The sequence below is a fragment of the Diplocloster hominis genome (assembly GCF_032380655.1).
Lineage (GTDB): Bacteria > Bacillota > Clostridia > Lachnospirales > Lachnospiraceae > Diplocloster > Diplocloster hominis.
Genome location: NZ_JAWDIY010000004.1, coordinates 126,238 through 142,442, shown reverse-complemented (window position 1 = coordinate 142,442; position 16,205 = coordinate 126,238). Strand labels below are relative to the sequence as shown.

At 49.0% G+C, this 16,205-nt stretch carries 13 protein-coding genes; 8 read left to right on the top strand and 5 right to left on the bottom strand.

From position 1 onward, the window contains the following. Positions 1-75: 75 nt before the first annotated feature. The 4 genes from ABC831_RS05425 to ABC831_RS05410 are packed head-to-tail and all read left to right on the top strand — an operon-like array spanning position 76 to position 4,630. Positions 76-939, top strand: coding sequence for a carbohydrate ABC transporter permease (locus ABC831_RS05425; RefSeq protein WP_343247230.1), 864 nt, complete (start codon positions 76-78; stop codon positions 937-939). Next, positions 936-1,799: a carbohydrate ABC transporter permease gene (locus ABC831_RS05420; protein WP_343247229.1), complete on the top strand. Its 864-nt coding sequence runs from the start codon at positions 936-938 to the stop codon at positions 1,797-1,799. Before ABC831_RS05425 ends, ABC831_RS05420 begins: the two co-directional genes overlap by 4 nt. 53 nt (positions 1,800-1,852) lie before the next feature. Further along, complete coding sequence (locus ABC831_RS05415) at positions 1,853-3,280, top strand: HlyD family secretion protein (protein WP_343247228.1); 1,428 nt, start codon at positions 1,853-1,855, stop codon at positions 3,278-3,280. A 54-nt stretch (positions 3,281-3,334) separates the two neighbouring features. Continuing rightward, positions 3,335-4,630 (top strand): ABC transporter permease, encoded by a 1,296-nt coding sequence (locus tag ABC831_RS05410; protein WP_343247227.1) that lies wholly within the window; start codon positions 3,335-3,337, stop codon positions 4,628-4,630. Here the strand turns inward: ABC831_RS05410 and ABC831_RS05405 are convergent. Together ABC831_RS05405 and ABC831_RS05400 are read right to left on the bottom strand one after the other, a co-directional pair. After that, positions 4,571-5,872 carry a sensor histidine kinase gene (locus ABC831_RS05405; RefSeq protein ID WP_343247226.1) on the bottom strand — a complete coding sequence of 434 codons (1,302 nt, stop codon included), beginning with the start codon at positions 5,870-5,872 and terminating at the stop codon, positions 4,571-4,573. The two genes, ABC831_RS05410 and ABC831_RS05405, sit on opposite strands and share 60 nt — an antisense overlap. Beyond that, positions 5,862-6,545: a response regulator transcription factor gene (locus tag ABC831_RS05400; protein WP_343247225.1), complete on the bottom strand. Its 684-nt coding sequence runs from the start codon at positions 6,543-6,545 to the stop codon at positions 5,862-5,864. The genes ABC831_RS05405 and ABC831_RS05400 overlap by 11 nt, the downstream gene beginning before the upstream one ends. A gap of 514 nt (positions 6,546-7,059) precedes the next feature. Here ABC831_RS05400 and ABC831_RS05395 point away from each other — a divergent pair. From ABC831_RS05395 to ABC831_RS05385, 3 genes are all read left to right on the top strand, one after another. Then, complete coding sequence (locus ABC831_RS05395) at positions 7,060-9,420, top strand: extracellular solute-binding protein (protein ID WP_343247224.1); 2,361 nt, start codon at positions 7,060-7,062, stop codon at positions 9,418-9,420. Between the two features lie 730 nt (positions 9,421-10,150). Next, positions 10,151-10,753, top strand: coding sequence for a YbjQ family protein (locus ABC831_RS05390; protein WP_343247223.1), 603 nt, complete (start codon positions 10,151-10,153; stop codon positions 10,751-10,753). Positions 10,754-10,770: 17 nt separating this feature from the next. Continuing rightward, positions 10,771-12,654 carry an ABC-F family ATP-binding cassette domain-containing protein gene (locus ABC831_RS05385; RefSeq protein WP_343247222.1) on the top strand — a complete coding sequence of 628 codons (1,884 nt, stop codon included), beginning with the start codon at positions 10,771-10,773 and terminating at the stop codon, positions 12,652-12,654. A gap of 107 nt (positions 12,655-12,761) precedes the next feature. Here the strand turns inward: ABC831_RS05385 and ABC831_RS26485 are convergent, their stop codons facing one another. From ABC831_RS26485 to ABC831_RS05375, 3 genes are all read right to left on the bottom strand, one after another. Continuing rightward, positions 12,762-12,968, bottom strand: a complete 207-nt coding sequence (locus ABC831_RS26485; protein ID WP_425524567.1) for a helix-turn-helix transcriptional regulator — start codon at positions 12,966-12,968, stop codon at positions 12,762-12,764. Positions 12,969-13,020: 52 nt separating this feature from the next. Continuing rightward, positions 13,021-13,287 (bottom strand): helix-turn-helix domain-containing protein, encoded by a 267-nt coding sequence (locus ABC831_RS05380; RefSeq protein WP_343247221.1) that lies wholly within the window; start codon positions 13,285-13,287, stop codon positions 13,021-13,023. Between the two features lie 616 nt (positions 13,288-13,903). Next, positions 13,904-14,878: a C-terminal binding protein gene (locus ABC831_RS05375; RefSeq protein ID WP_343247220.1), complete on the bottom strand. Its 975-nt coding sequence runs from the start codon at positions 14,876-14,878 to the stop codon at positions 13,904-13,906. 323 nt (positions 14,879-15,201) lie between these two features. Between ABC831_RS05375 and ABC831_RS05370 the strand changes: the two genes are divergently transcribed. Further along, positions 15,202-16,200 carry a 2-dehydro-3-deoxygalactonokinase gene (locus ABC831_RS05370; RefSeq protein WP_343247219.1) on the top strand — a complete coding sequence of 333 codons (999 nt, stop codon included), beginning with the start codon at positions 15,202-15,204 and terminating at the stop codon, positions 16,198-16,200. Positions 16,201-16,205 lie beyond the last annotated feature (5 nt).

Below are 16,205 nucleotides of genomic sequence, written 5' to 3'. Positions count from 1 at the left end.
ACGTAAGCCGCCGTTATTTAGAGAAAAGTTAGAGACAACCCTGTTATCCTTTGTTTCAGATGGGAGGTCCGAAGGTTGAACAAAAAGATGAGACTTAGAAAACGATATGACGGCGTATTATTTCTGCTGCCCAGCCTCCTGGGAGTGAGTACATTTTTGATCGTCCCTTTTCTGGATGTAATCCGGCGGTCTTTTGCAGATGTAATCGGTGAGAATTTTGTCGGGCTCCAAAACTACCAAACCGTATTTCAGACATCCGCCTTTTTGCTGGCTTCCTCGAATACCTTAAAATTCGTACTGATCTGCATCCCGCTGTTATTGCTGCTGTCCCTTATCATAGCGGTGATTCTGACGGAGAGCTTTGGGAATAAAAGCAGGCTGAAACACGCCTACTTAATACCCATGGCGATCCCGGTGGCTTCCATCGTACTGTTCTGGCGGGTGGTATTTGACAAACAGGGTTTGCTGAATGGAATTCTGGCACAGTTTGGGATACCCGGGACCGACTGGATGAATGAAAGCACGGCTTTTGTAATTCTGGTGGGCAGCTATATATGGAAGAATCTGGGGTACAATATCGTGCTCTGGACCGCGGGACTGACCTCCATACCCAGATCCCTGTATGAAGCGGCTGCTGTGGACGGGGCCGGATGGTGGAAGAAATTCCGGTATATCACACTGCCAAATCTGCGGGCGGTTCTGTGTACGATCAGTGTGCTGGCCTTCTTGAACTCCTTTAAAGTGTTCCGTGAGGCCTATCTGGTGGCGGGGGATTATCCGGATGAGAGTATGTATCTGCTTCAGCATCTGTTTAACAACTGGTTCCGGGAATTATCACTGGACAAATTATCCGCTGCTGCGGTCGTGGTCAGTATGATCATATTCCTGGGAATCCGGCTGTTGGAAAAATTCTGGGATCAGGAGGAAAAAATCAGATGAAAAAGCAGATGAAAAAACAGATGAAAAAAGTGCTGCTATGGCTGCTGTTATGTCTGCTGGCGGGGGTGATCTGTATCCCTATGTATTTTCTGATCGATGGTTCTTTGATGGGAAATCAGGAAGTGGCCGGTTATCTGGCACCGGTTATGCAGAACAAAAATGGATTCGCATCCTTTGGGCTGCTGCCGATGTATCCCACGCTTCGGTCCTATGTGGAATTGCTGCTGGACTCACCTGAATTTTTTGTGATGTTCTGGAACTCAGTGAAATTAACGGTGTTTATTTTGGCCGGCCAGTTAGCGGCAGGAGTGCCGGCGGCCTGGGGATTCGCCAGGCTGCGCATCCCGGGGAAAAGGATATTATTTCAGCTCTATGTGATCCTGATGCTGATGCCGTTTCAGGTTACCATGTTGTCTAATTATCTTACGCTGGACCGGCTGCATTTGCTGGATACCCATGCCGCTATTATCCTGCCCGCTGTATTTTCCACGTTTCCGGTATTTCTGATGTATCGGTTTTTCGAGAGTATACCGGAATCGATCCTGGAATCGGCCAGGGTAGACGGCGCCGGAACGTGGGTCATATTCCGGAAGATCGGTGTCCCGCTGGGGTCTTCCGGAATCGTCTCTGCGATGGTACTGGGATTTTTGGAATACTGGAATCTGATCGAACAGCCCTTAGTTTTTCTGAAGGACAAGAGCCTGTGGCCGCTGTCGTTATATCTGCCCAATATCGGGCTGGAGGAGGCGGGGATGGCATTTGTGGCCTCGGTTATTACCCTGATTCCTTCCCTGCTGGTATTTTTCGCGGGTGGGGAATATCTGGAGCAGGGAATTGCGGCGTCGGCGGTAAAAGAATAAAAAGAGAATTGCTGTGCCGGCGGTAAAAGAACAGGAAAAGGAGTCAATAGCGGATGAAAAGACAATCTCTATCACTATGGCATATCAAATGGGGGCATAACGGTGAAAACTCCATACAGAAAAAAGCGTTGAGGTATCTGGCGGCCTTTTTGTTACTGATGGTCCTGTGCACACTGTTATCCGGTGCCGCTGATGCTTTGACACTGGCAAAGATCAAGACGGAAGCGTTAAGACCCATGTCCCTGAAACATGACACCAGCCTGAACGGGACTCTGACACCGAAATACGAGCAGGCGGTGTTTACCCTGCCTGACCAGAGGGTGAGCAGTGTGCAGGTAAAGGAGGGGGATATGGTAAAGGAAGGAGATGTCCTGTTTCAGGTGGACCTGGAAGTACTGGAGGAACAGTTGGAGAAAGCCAGAGACGAGCTGAAAAAGTCTGAGTACCAGCAGAAAGATACGAACAGCGCCAATGCCCTGGAGGCGAAGGAGCGGCAAAAGGCAGAAGCGAGGGCCAGAGAAGATTATGACCGCGCCGTGGATGAATCCGACCGGAAGATTCAGGAGGCGGAGGCCAACTGGGCAGACGCGCAGGCCAGGCTGGAAATCGTCCGTGACAGGCCGGTAACGACAGAACCTGACGGGGATACCGGTCAGGGCTATACGCAGGAGCAGAAACAAGAAGAGATAAGCGCGCTGGAACAAGAGACGGCCGCAAGGAAACAGGCCTATGATGCGGCTGTGGCAGAAAAAGAAGAGAGGGTGAGAAATGCCCTGCGTCAGGTAGAGGACTCTTCAGCCCCGCCGCCCTCCAACCACAGCAATGCGATCGCTGATCTGGATCAAAAAGAGATTACGCGCAGAATTCAGAAATTAGAACAGCTAAAGGCAGACGGCGGAATGGTTCGAGCCACCATGGACGGCGTGGTGAAAAAGCTGGAGGCAGCCATAGGGCAGATCACCCCGTCTACCATGGCGGCGCTTCTGACAGATACATCCAACGGCTATCGGTTCGAAGCGACGGCGTCTAAGGAGGAGATCAAATACCTGGCCGTGGGAGATGAGGTTACCCTCGATTTCGGAGATCACAATGACCCAATAAGCGGACTCGGTATCGAATCGATCGAGGTATCCGAAGAGGACCCGGATCTTAGCCTTATTACCCTGGATGTACCGCCGCAAAAGGAAAGATTACCGTCAGCAGCTGAGTTAAAGGGAACACAGACGACGGAAAAATATCCGACGGTGGTTCCCATCGAGGCTTTGAAAGTTGAGAACGGCAAGTACTTTCTCTACATGCCTGCAGTAAAAGAATCTGTATTGGGTAATATCATGGTGGTGGAACGGGTGGATGTGGATGTATTGGACAAGAATGATAAATACGCGGCGGTGGGCGGTGCTTTCCTGGAAAGTAACGAGGTGCTTGTCCATTCCAGCAAGCCTGTGGGTACAGGCGACCGCGTGCGAAAGGAGGAAGGCTGAACAAATGTTTAACCCAACCTTTATGTGCAGGAAAACGCACGAACGGAGGAAATCATGAGAGCTGCTGGCCGGCAGATCATGGCCGGCCTTCTGCTGGCAGCCGTCCTGATCTGCCTGACGTATACGCTTGATACGGCCAGCCGTCTGAAAACTCTGCCGCAGACGGTGGTATTTGATCTGAGAGAGAAGCCTCTGACGCAGCAGGAGATCGACAACCTGAGAGAAGCTGAGAATAAAAGGGAAATGCCGGTACTTTTTACCGCCTGGAGCCAGCGAAAAGGTACTCTGGCCTATCCTGAACTGAACCGGGAGACAACCGCTGATCTGGTGTATATAAACGGGGATTCCAACCTTCTGACAGCCGGTACGAATATTCTCACAGAGGATATGAAAAATGGCTGCCTGCTGTCCGAAGATCTGGCTCTGGATTTATTCGGAAGTACTCAGGTCATTGGAGAAAAAATCAAGACAGATGATGAGTCTGAATACACGGTACAAGGGATTCTGACAGAAGGAGAGAGCCTGACAGGCGGGGAGAAACTGGCGGGCGGGGGAAAATCAGCGGGCGGGGAGAAACTGGCGGTCCTGCAGGCGGATAAGAATATAACAGCAGATCAGATCAGCGCCGCCGCCGGTGAAGAACAGACCGATGAGAATGCCTCTGAGTTCGCCATGCGTCTGGGTCTGGATGACGAGATGGTCCCTATGCAAAAGTATTCGGATCTGGCCGGTGCTGCCATCAGCCTGCTGCTGGTTCTGATAGGGGGGAGTATGATCCTTCCGTGGTTAGCTGAACTGATCCGCTGCCGGAAGCAGCCTTTTGCGGCGGTATTCTGCCTGGGCCTGATTCTTCTTATTTCCCTGATATTCGGTAAAGTGTCGGGGATAGAACTGAAGATTCCGGAATCCATGATTCCCACCCGCTGGTCCGACTTTGAATTCTGGGGAGAGTGGTACCGAAGAAGTGTAAAGAGCTGGAAAAGTTTCTTATACGTGCAGAAGACAGGAATCCAGGCAGTCTATGCCGACTGTGCCGCGGCAGTTGTGGTTGGAAGCCTGCTGACCGGAATCTGCTATCTGCTCTGGCGGAAAGTATGCAGGCCCGAAACGCTCAGGAGTTTTTACCTGTGGCTGCTGACGACCGTTATTCTGGAGTTTATCGTCATGATCAGGATGGGGAATGCAACGCTGCAGCAGACCGACAGCAGAATGATCTGGCTTTTGCTGCCCCTGTGTTTCACCACCGCCTTCGTCAGAGGACAGCTTACCGGAAAATTAACATCACCGGAATCACATCCGAAGCTCGAGAACAAAAGTGGCGCCGCCGCCGGGAGTGTCGAGGACACTTAAGCTCCCTTTATGAAGCCTGGCAATTTCCGCCGCGATACAAAGTCCCAGGCCAAAGTGATCCCTGTCCTCATGGGCAGGGTCAGCGCGGTAAAACCGTTCAAAGACGCTGGCTTTTTTATCATCCGGGATTCCCGGACCATTGTCCGACACGCGGATCAGAAGACGGTGGTCAAAGGATTGCGTAAGAGACAGTTCGATGCGGGGAAGGGCATGCGCACAGACCACATAAGTAAGGGCATTGTCAATTAAGATGGACAGGAGTTGTTCGATCCTCTGTCTGTCGCAGACGCAGTTGAAGGAACCGGTCTCCGGAAGCAGGATCGTAAATGTAATATCCTTATGTCTGGCCAGGGGTTCGTATCTCTCATACAGATCCAGCAGCAGAGTATCCAGCTCCACATCCTCCATTTGTACGGACCAGTTTCCGGAATCCGCATTGGCCAGAGCTAACAGGTCATCCACCAGACGGGACATGCGCAGCCCTTCTGTTTCTATCGATAAAGCGAACTGGGCCGCTTCCCGGGGATCTGCCTTTTTCATAGCGGAAAGGCCGGATAGAATAACAGCTAACGGGGAGCGCAGTTCATGGGATGCGGCAGCCACGAATTCCCGCTGCTTGCGCTGGCTTTCCTCAATAGGACGGATCGTACGTTTTGTAAAAACGAAGGCGAAAACGGAGAGGAATAGAATCGCTATGATATCCAGCAGCAGAAACAGGAAACGCTGGGTCATGACCGAGCGTTTCAGCGTGCTTAACGGATGTACCATCAGCACTCCAATATAACTGTTTTCCTTAGGGATCATACCCAATGCCACATAATATTCCTGCCGGTCTTTTGCCCGATAAGTAAAATCTGCCTGGGCGACGGTTCTGGAGATTTCATACATCTGGGAAAAATCGAACTGGTAATCATCGGAGGCGGTCTCTAAGAGCTCCCGATACAGATCCAGCCTCTGCTGGGATGTATTGGAAGTATTGAAAAAAAGAGGAATGCCGTTTTCCTCAATGTAAAGCCAGATGTCATTGGTCTGTTCTGCAGTAGCGGCCCAGGTGTGGGAGATCGTCGATTGGTCCCGCAGGTAGGAGAGCAGGGTGCTGACATGGTTTTGGAATGTGACGGATTCATTTTTTCTCATACCGCTTTCCGAGATCAATAAAGCCCCCAAAGACATGGCGACCAGAATCGATGCGGTGACAGCGATACAAAAGAAGGACAGACGGGTCTGTAGTTTACGAAACATTTGTTTTCTCCAATTGATAACCGATTCCCCGGATCGTTTTTAACTGCTGGCTGCTTCCCACTTTTTTGAGGCGACGCCTGAGAAAATGGATATAGTTATCCAGATTCCCATCTTCGATCTCCGTTTCCGGTCCCCATACCCGGGCGATGAGCAGCTGTCTGGGCAGGATCTGGCCGGCGTTTTTCATCAGCAGCTCCAGCAGGTCGGACTCCCGCCGGGAAAGGGAACAGGACTTAAGCGGCCCGGTCAGTGTCTTCGCTTCCGGGGAAAACGAAAGGTCCCCGCATATAAGGGCTTCCGTTTCCTCCCAGCGCCTGGGGCGCCTGCATATACTCCGGATTCTGGCCATCAGCTCCTCGAACGCGAAGGGCTTGACGATATAGTCATCCGCGCCTGCGTCCAGGCCGTGAACCCGGTCCTGCACTTCACCCAGGGCGGTAATCATGATGACCGGCGTGATGTTTTGTTCTTTGCGCAGTTCCGTCAGAATCTCGGTACCGCTCATCGAGGGGAGCATCCGGTCCAATAAGATTAAATCATGGGCCTGCTGTCCTGCCAGCCACAGTCCGTCGGCCCCGTCATGGCAGATGTCCACGGCAAACCCCTCTTTTTCCAGCTGGAAACAAAGCGAGCCGCAGAGTTTCTTATCATCTTCTACAATCAGTATTCTCATTATAATTTCCTCAATTTTACGAATGTAGGGTTACTATATAGAAAGATAACATAGTTATCTTTAAAGTCTCTCTAAAATATGCATTGAAGAGCAGCGAATGCTGCGAACCCGCCCGCAGGGCATGCATTATGGGATGCTGTTAAGTATACATTGCAGAGCAGCGAATGCTGCGAACCCGCCCGCAGGGCATGTGTTATGGGATGCTGTTAAGTATAAGATAACATACAATGCCCGTAGAGGAAAGATTTGTCGGTGTTTGACTGCGCCGGAAAGTGTTATATTATTGAAAAGACCAAAAAAGCAGAATCCGATAGATATCCGGAAAAATACAATTACATTTATACCTTTTAGAGCAATTATGCTGCGACCCCGCCCGCAGGAATGCATTAGGGGTGCCAGAAAAGGTATATCTGCTATCCCCTTAGAGATTCCTTAGAGAAACGTATGGTACGGTTTCATAGAAGTAAAAATAGTAAAATGAATCCGTATCAGACGGAAGAAAACGGAGGTATTTATGAAAGCATCAAAGAGAATCCTGGCTGCGATTCTATGTCTATTACTTATTACAGCTTCAGGCTGTGGAAAAGGCGGGGATGGAACAGACAACAAGACCGCAGACGATGGAAAGAATCCCGTGATGGGCAGATATGTGGAAGAAGAGTACTCCCTGGAGGATGCCGCCGGAGAAAAGCCAAACCAGATAAAAGCCATAGAGAAGCTGGCGGATGGGAATATCCGTATGATCATAGAGGAGAAAGGAATCTTCGAATCACAGGATCAGGGAAAAACGTGGCAGCAGGTGGAAACTCCCTGGTGGGAGGAACAGGTGACAGGGAAAATACTGTGGCGGGCGGCTATTAGTCCCGATCAAAGCATGGTTCTGGAATTTATGCAAAACGGTGCGCAAAGTGACGAGGGAGCAACCGCGATCGCGTCTTCTTCCACAGAAGCGGATGGAGAACAGGTTTCGATGGATTCTTCCGGCAATGAATACTTATATGTGGACCCCGAAGGAAATGTATCCGCCTTTACCCCGCAGACCGATCCGAAAGACCCTTTGATCCAATATATATTCAGCGGTGATAACCGGCTGCTGGCGGCGGGAGTCAATGGAACGGTCTATCAGCTGGATGTGAAAACCGGAGAGGTTGTACAGACATGGGAGACCCAGAATCTCCTTATGAGAATAAGCCTGGCCGGGGATAAGCTCATCGCTGTCACGCACTCCGGTATAGAGATGTTTTCTTTGGAGACGGGAGCTGTCCTGCCTGTGGACGAAGCACTTCAAAAAATGGTGGAAACAGAACAAAATATGGTGAGCAGCCAATTTTTCATGGAGGGGGCCCCGTATCTGATGGTCGCGGATGACAAAGGAGAAGGAGTATTCCTGGCCGGCAGGCAAGGGCTGTACCGGCATATATTCGGAGGCTCCATGATGGAACAGATCAGCGAAGGCAGCCTGACCTCCATGGGAGATCCCACCTACCTGTTTCTGAATCTGATTCCCATCGCCAATAATGAATTCCTGGCTGCGTACAGCGGTGAGAACGGATCGCATCTGATGCATTATTATTATTCCGCAGACACGCCGGCGGTACCGGATCAAATCGTAAAGATATACAGTCTGTACGACAATCAGGGGCTGCGCCAGGCAATTGCCAGGATACAGAAAGATAATCCTGGTATGCAGATCAACTATCAGGCAGGCATGACAGGAGAGGACGCTATTACCGTATCGGACGCGCTGCGTACCCTGAACACGGAGATTATGGCCGGTAAAGGCCCGGATATCCTGATCCTGGATGGAATGCCTATCGAAACTTATGCGCAGAAAGGGCTGTTGATGGATTTGAAAGACCTGTTGGATGCGGATTATCCTCAGGGCACCTTGTTTGATAATATTGCCAGGACCTACGAGGAGGATGGGAAGATCTGTGCTGTTCCCACGAAATTCCTGATCCCTGTCGTGCAGGGGCCGAAGGATATCGTAGAAGGGCTGACGGATCTTGAGGCATACGCCGATGCTTTTCATAAAATCCGGGAAGAGAATCCGGAAGGTACGGTTCTGGATCGGAATACGACGGACCCGGAACAGTTCCTGAAATATTTTTACGATTCCGCCTCCCCGGCCTGGTTAAATGAGGATGGAACGCTGAAGGAAGAGGTATTGACGCAGTTCTATCAACTGGTAAAACAGATGTATGAGGATCAGACAGCCGCGTTGAGTGAACAAGACCTGTCTGGTACTTCGAATTATTTCGTAACCTCCGACACGAACAAGATCACGTTCCGAACTCCTGAGATCTCGCCCATTGGCTTCCTCACAGGCGGGGCAAAGATGGAATTGGGATATATCGCAGATGTGGCAGGCGGATACGGGCTTATGATATCTCTCATAAATAAAATACCGGAGCTTACTATGCAGGCACAGCAAAGCCAGGCTCAGGATATATTTATACCGGCATCTATTGTCGGCGTCAGCTCAAAATGCAATGACGCAGCAGCTGCCAGGGAAGTGGTAAAACAGCTGTTATCCCAGGACATTCAGGAACTGCTGACGTATGACGGGTTCCCGGTGAATCGAAAGGCATTTGACGCGTCCGCCCAGTTAAGCGCGGCGGATTATAACAGCTTCTCCATGGTGATAGATGGTGAAAATTCAGAGGCAATCTCGCTGGAAGTCACGGAACCTACCCCGGAGCAGGTAGAAGCATTGAAACAAATCATTGAAAAGCTGAAGACACCTACCCTGATGGACAGTGTTATTTTTGAGGCGGTAGCGGAACAGGCCGGGCCCTGCTTAAAAGGGGAGATTACACCGGAGGCGGCCGCAGGTGAGGTGATGAAAAAGGTGAATTTGTACTTGTCGGAATAACGTCTGAGAAATAGGCGGCAGGAATTCCTGAAGCAGTTATGCACACTATTTCCCGCACTATTCATCATGATTTTTATGCTGATTTGTCCAAGACTGCGTTGGCAGCAGAATTGAAATAATAATAGTGAATATACCCCGTAGTTTCATTGCGGGGTATATTTTTCAGTTAGATGTGTGGATCTCTTAGAAATGGTTTTACTATTATTAGAAGGATGTTTATCTCGCAGTGTGATTTTTCATCAATTGGAATTTCGTTTTCTGTACTTTTTCGTATTGTTCCGATATCAGTCTGGTCTGCCATAAACAGAGGGATGTTCAGCACATCATTGTCCAGCTTCAAATCGTTCCATAGGTTCACTCCTCACATTTTTATTGGAGTTTGGGGGAATTTAATCACACTTTTATGATATCGGGAGTGTGCGTCTGCACGATTTGGAGCCGGACAGCATTCAGCCAATCGTACATGTTCTTGATCTGCATGGTGGCATCGGCACCGGTAAGGTGAGAGAGCTTACCAATGAAAGGGACGCTTCTTTAGATAAGTATATCGAACAGGCATTTTCTGTTTCATATTTGCAGGATATTATGTGGTGTAAAATTAAACTTGATATGCTACAATAAATGTATCAGTATCAAGGCTTTAGGCTTTGAGATTCTAAAGTGATTTAGTAGAGATAATTAAACAGTCATAATATAAATAGAAAATGTATAGTAGTGAGGAGATTAAGATATGGGATTGTTTAATGAAAAAGAAAGATTGTTTTTTTTCTGTGAGAAGTGTGGTTTCGTGGGCAGCGCGGAAAGATCACCAAATAACCCGCCAAATTGTAATGTTTGTGGTACCAAAATGATATGTAAAAATATATCGATTGACGAATGGCAGACAAAAAGTCCTGCTCAGAAAGAAGAAATAAAAAATAAGTGGAGGTTAGAAGCAAAAGAAAAATCTCCTTTATTTGATAATATATACCAAAATATGAGACAATTAATCCTGACAACAGGATATAATCTGGAAGGGTACAAAATTACAAAATATATATCTGTAATTAGCGGATCCGTGGTCTTGGGTACAGGATTTTTGTCTGAATTCAGCGCATCGATATCTGATCTGTTTGGAGAAAAATCCGAACTTTTTGCAGAGAAGTTAGAGATGGCAAAAGGAGCTGCGCAGGAAAAACTTAAAAAAAGTGCATGTAAAGTGGAAGCAGATGGAATTATTGGAATTGATTTTGATTATATAACATTCTCAGGAAATATGGTAGGTGTGGCTGCCACAGGGACAGCTGTAAAACTTGAGAAAATTACTTTGACGGCAGAAAATAACGGCAGGTAAGAAAAGAGTGCAGACCAATGCTATACCAGATAACAAATGGAACCGTATCACTGGGCGGGGAAACAATCCTTGCCCACATCGATTTTGAGATCCACGGCACGGAGAAGATCGCCGTGGTGGGAAAGAATGGCGCCGGTAAGACCACGCTGCTCAGACTGATCGCCGGGCAGCTGCCCCTGGACCGGGATGACAGGCGCGAGGGACCGGGAATCCGCGGCTCCCGCCAGCTGACGGTAGGGCTGCTTTCCCAGCATAATTACCAGGACGACAACCGGACCGTAGAGGAAGAACTCCTGGATTCCTGTCCGTGCCGGGATACTTTTGAGCGGGAGCGTTTTGACTACGAGCGGGAGTATGATATCCTGTTCACCGGATTTGGATTTGATAAGGAGCAAAAGAAAAAGAGGCTGAACCAGTTTTCCGGCGGGGAACAGACGAAGATCGCGCTGATCCGGCTGCTGCTTTGTAAGCCGGATATCCTGCTGTTGGATGAGCCTACGAATCACCTGGATACAAAGACATCGGAGTGGCTGGAAGAATATATGAAAAGCTACCCGAATGCTGTGGTGATGGTGTCCCATGACCGGTTCTTTCTGGACCAGGTGGCCGATGTGGTCTACGAGCTTTCGGACGGGAAATTGACGCGGTATCCGGGAAATTATACCCACTACCGGCAGGAAAAGCTGAAAAGAATCCGGATCCAGAGCAAAGCTTATGAGCGGCAGCAGGAGGAACTGGCCCGGCTGGAAGCGCTGGTGGAGCGGTTTAAGCATAAACCGAACAAGGCATCTTTCGCCAGATCCAAGAAGAAAAGCATGGAGCGGATGGAGCGGGTGGAAAAGCCGGCAGAAGATGACGCCCATATCTTTACCGGGGAGATCAATCCGCTGGTACCGGGCGGAAAATGGGTCTTTGACTCGGAGCATTTAAAGATCGGCTATGACCGGCCGCTGCTGGAGATTACCATGCGGATCCGCCGGGGACAGAAGATCGCGCTTTTGGGACCGAACGGCGCCGGTAAGACTGCTTTCCTGAAGACCGTGGCGGGCTATCTGCCGCCTCTTGACGGGGAATACTCTCTGGGCAGCCATATCACGATGGGTTATTTTGACCAGCACAGCGCGGCCATTGAATCCACACAAACCGTTTTTGAGCATTTCAGCAGTTATTTCCCGGCGTTGACCCAGAAGGAGGCCAGGGGCATTCTCGGCGCTTACCTGTTTGGCGGCAGGGAGGCGCAAAAACAGGTGCGTGCGCTGTCCGGCGGTGAAAAGGCCCGTCTGGTTCTGGCGGAACTGCTGCAGAGCCGTCCGAATTTCCTGATCCTGGACGAGCCTACGAATCATATGGACATTCAGGCGAAGGAGACTTTGGAGTCCGCATTCCGGGCCTATACCGGGACGATCCTCTTTGTCTCCCATGACCGGTATTTTGTCCGGCAGGTGGCGGATGCGGTGCTGATCTTTGAAGACCAGTCGGTGATGTACTACCCCTTTGGCTATGAGCACTATCTGGAGCGCAGAAGGAAAATGTCCGATGGACCCGCCCTGGCCGCCCAGATCAAGGCTGAGGAGCAGGCGCTGATCGCGGGTATGCGCTCGGTGCCAAAAGCGGAACGCCACAGACTCAAAGAGATACCGGCTGAGGAAGCCTATGCGGATTGGAAAATGCGTCTGGTCAGAGAGCAGCTGGAGGAAGCCTCACAAGTGTGCGGCCGTCTGGACAGGCAGATGAGAACGATATGGGACGCCTGGATCTGCTCGGAAGGATTCTGGAGGGGTGCGCCCTGGCCGCAAAAAGTGGAGTATGAATCGTTAAAGAGTCAATATGAGGATGCGTTTGAGCAGTGGCACTGTACCTGTATGGAATGGCTGGATACGGCGCTGGAAGTAGGTCTTTGAAAAATGGTAAATCAACAGGGGCCGTCCCGACGAAACGGAACGACCCGATGGACTGCACCTCATATTATTTTCATGCATCTATAGTTATTCTATAATTATTTCTGATGTCAGTAATTAAGATCATCCGGAAACAATTGTTCAGCCGTTATTCCGTATAACCGGCATATACGGGCGAATGCTGCAATACATGGTTCCCTGCGGCCAGCCTCCCAGTTACCCAGACATTGGCGTGATACGTGCAGTATTTCAGCGGCTTCACATTGGGTAAGCCCCTTTGCATGCCTGTAGTGTGATAATTTTTCCCCTAAATCCATAACACTTGTACTTCTTTCATTTATCATTTCTAATGGCGCCGCAGGTCTATTGTCAGGCAACGTCATCTTTTCCCGCACGATCTACGAGGTTCTGAAATTCATCCAAAAGATTCAATACATCGGTCTTTGATAAAATCAGCAGAAAAAAGATCAATGTCAGTGCGGATAAACCATATTTTCCATGTTCCAGATCAAAGTAAGAACGAGGAGAAATATGCAGCAATTCAGCCATTTGTTCCTGGGTGAATTGATTAGCGGATCTGTATAACAGAATCCGGTCCATAAGAAAGCCCTGAAGCAGCAATTTGTATTGGCGCATCATACAACCTCCCTTATTTCGACAACTAGGTAAATTTTACCAACCGATGATATGTGCGACCATGAGGTACACCTCAGTCTGCGGCCGATAAAAAGGGAAGCAAAATGAAGCTTTTTGCCGATTACAGGTATCATAAAATTAAGAAGAGAAAAGTTGTTAGAAATATATACCGAATACGGTAAATAACAGAGTATGCTAAAAAAGACCGCTATGCCAGCAGTCTGATTTTAAAGATATTTTACCTATAACCTGAATGAAGGATTTTTAAAAGGCTTACACATATCAGTTCGATTCGAGTTGGTGAATATTTTAACATATAGCGATAGAGTGGATGATAGCTGTCCCTTAAATGATACGAAAAGGCTCTATTTAAGGTTTTAAATGATGTTGCTAATAAATTATAGAAGGTTATAGTGCAGGTTTTAGGAATGCCCTTGGCATTTGTGTTAGTCGGTTGCGGAGGAGCCATATCGAGGCAGAACTATAAAGAGATGCGCCCGATAGCTGAAATGGAAAACACAAAAAAGAGGATGTACTGATTGATATGCCCCCTATCTACTTGACAGGGACATATCATACACAGTGTTGAACATCCTCTTTTTTAATGGATTTTCTTCTATTTCACCGGATTCAGCGGCTTTTTGCCGGTGAGCACCTGTTTTACATTCTCTGCCGCCACATGCCTGCAGGATTCCAGAGATTCCTTGGTGGCGTAAGCGCTGTGCGGAGTAAAAAAGCAATTGTCCAGCGAAAACAACGGATTGACCGGTTTCCAGTCTTCTGTCTTCATGGGTTCTTCTTCCGGATCATCCAGCGCTGCCGCTACGATCCGCCGGTCTTTCAAAGCCTCATAAAGCGCCGCATTGTCGATGCATTTTCCCCGTGACACCCCTACGAGATAACTGTCGGGCCTCATCAGCGCGATGGTATCCCGTCCAGCGATGTGATGGGTATCCTGGGTGTAGGGGCAGAGCACATTGATGACGGTGGAGCTTTGGAATAACTCTTCACAGCGGACCTTCTCAACTCCATAAGTAGCCATGAATTCTACCGATACGTATGGATCATAACTAATCACACGAAAGCCGAAGGCCAGAAGCTTCCGGGCCAGATTCTGGGCGATGCGGCCAAATCCGATCAGGCCGTATACAGCCCCGCGGAATCTGGGTAGCGGAGCGCGCCAGTCCTGCCAGCGGTAACTTCCCTGATGAATCTTCCGGTCATAAAAAGGAAGGTTCCTCATGAGCATGAAGGAAAAGCTGATCGCATGATCCGCCACCTCATCGATACAGTAGTCCGGCACATTGGTTACGATGATTCCATGTTCTTTGCAGGCTGCTACATCTAGAATATCCACCCCGATCCCATAACGGGCGATAATCCTGCAGTTGGATAGCCGTTCGATCGTGGCCCGGGGGATTTTAGCGTACTGCTGGATAATAGCGTCGGCATCTGCTGCCTGTTCGGCCAGATGTTCCCCTGTCTTGCACTTCAAACCGATAACTTCTGCGCCTATGGGTTCCAGAATTTCCTTCTCAATGGAAATATCCGGATAGTCATAGTCGCTTATGTAGACCTTAAATTTTGCCAAAATACCTGCACTCCTTTCAAAATAAAATCAAATTGATAATACCAATATTAAAAGATGAGGGATGAAAAGTCAAGGCCGATCACACCGAAAAGATAATATGAATTTTAAGTAAAAATTGGCTAAAACGGCTAATTGTCAAGAAAATAACAAAAAAATTAAGAAAAATACACAAAAATCATCATATAATTTTTGCGATATTTCCAATTGCAAAGATAATACAAATTGAGTAAAATGCAATTAAAGGTAAACGCTAACAGGAATTATCACTAGAAAGATAATACCAATTTGAGAGGTATTTTACAAAATGGAAGGAGAATTACTGAATGTACAGAGTTACCATTGATACAGGGACGACGAATACGAGGGTAACTGTTTGGCAGGACAAAAAGGCCATACATACGGAAAAAAGAGAGATAGGCGTGCGGATTACTTCAATAGAAGGGACAAACCGGAAATTAACAGCAGCGGTCCGCGAATGTCTGGAAGCGGCCCTTCGTATATGCAGGATCACCGAACAGGAAGTAGAAACGATCATAGCGAGCGGAATGATCAGCTCTGAGTTAGGACTTTGCGAGATCCCCAGGGCAACCGCTCCTGTCTGCGCTGAAAAGCTGGCGGGACTGTGTGTGAAAAAAGACATCCCCGAGGTGAGCATGCTCCATCCGGTATTCTTTATTCCCGGGGTACAGAACCAGGTTGCGGAGGTGGAAGCTGAGAATTGTTCTTCTATGGATATTATGAGGGGAGAGGAGGTTGAGACATTTGGCCTTCTGAGCCGGGAAAAAATAAAAGGTCCGGTGGTTCTGGTTTTGCCCGGTTCCCATACGAAATATGTCTATGTGAATGAAAAGGATGAGATTCAGGGCTGTACCACCACAATGGCCGGTGAGATCCTGATGGAGCTGACCAGGTCCTCCATCCTCTCTTCTTCGCTGCAGGCCGGATATGTGGAGGAGATTGAGGAGAGATGGCTCAGGGCGGGAGCTGCCGCCGCGGCCCGGGAAGGTTTGAACAGATGCGCATTTTCTGTACGGATTCTGGATCTGTTCTCCGGGTGTACCCGCAGCCAGAGGGCGAACTATCTGTTGGGAGCCGTCATAGAGACAGACCTGCAGGCGCTGTTCCACAGCCCGGTGTATGAGATGACGCAGGACAGTACGGTTCTGATCGGAGGGGACTCTGCATACGCCAGAGGATTTGCGGTGCTTCTGCGGGAAAGAGAAGGATTCCGGGGAACCATACGATTCGCAGAAAAGGAAAATCAGGAAAATGTGGCGGGATATGGAGCGATCGGAATAATGGAAAAGCGGATGACGCAATAGGACAG

Excerpts from the sequence above, each read along its gene's own strand:
- ABC831_RS05420 (WP_343247229.1), top strand. The coding sequence starts at position 936 with ATGAAAAAGCAGATGAAAAAACAGATGAAAAAAGTGCTGCTATGGCTG.
- ABC831_RS05415 (WP_343247228.1), top strand. The coding sequence starts at position 1,853 with ATGAAAAGACAATCTCTATCACTATGGCATATCAAATGGGGGCATAAC.
- ABC831_RS05410 (WP_343247227.1), top strand. The coding sequence starts at position 3,335 with ATGAGAGCTGCTGGCCGGCAGATCATGGCCGGCCTTCTGCTGGCAGCC.
- ABC831_RS05405 (WP_343247226.1), bottom strand. The coding sequence starts at position 5,872 with ATGTTTCGTAAACTACAGACCCGTCTGTCCTTCTTTTGTATCGCTGTC.
- ABC831_RS05400 (WP_343247225.1), bottom strand. The coding sequence starts at position 6,545 with ATGAGAATACTGATTGTAGAAGATGATAAGAAACTCTGCGGCTCGCTT.
- ABC831_RS05395 (WP_343247224.1), top strand. The coding sequence starts at position 7,060 with ATGAAAGCATCAAAGAGAATCCTGGCTGCGATTCTATGTCTATTACTT.
- ABC831_RS05390 (WP_343247223.1), top strand. The coding sequence starts at position 10,151 with ATGGGATTGTTTAATGAAAAAGAAAGATTGTTTTTTTTCTGTGAGAAG.
- ABC831_RS05385 (WP_343247222.1), top strand. The coding sequence starts at position 10,771 with ATGCTATACCAGATAACAAATGGAACCGTATCACTGGGCGGGGAAACA.
- ABC831_RS26485 (WP_425524567.1), bottom strand. The coding sequence starts at position 12,968 with ATGGATTTAGGGGAAAAATTATCACACTACAGGCATGCAAAGGGGCTT.
- ABC831_RS05380 (WP_343247221.1), bottom strand. The coding sequence starts at position 13,287 with ATGCGCCAATACAAATTGCTGCTTCAGGGCTTTCTTATGGACCGGATT.
- ABC831_RS05370 (WP_343247219.1), top strand. The coding sequence starts at position 15,202 with ATGTACAGAGTTACCATTGATACAGGGACGACGAATACGAGGGTAACT.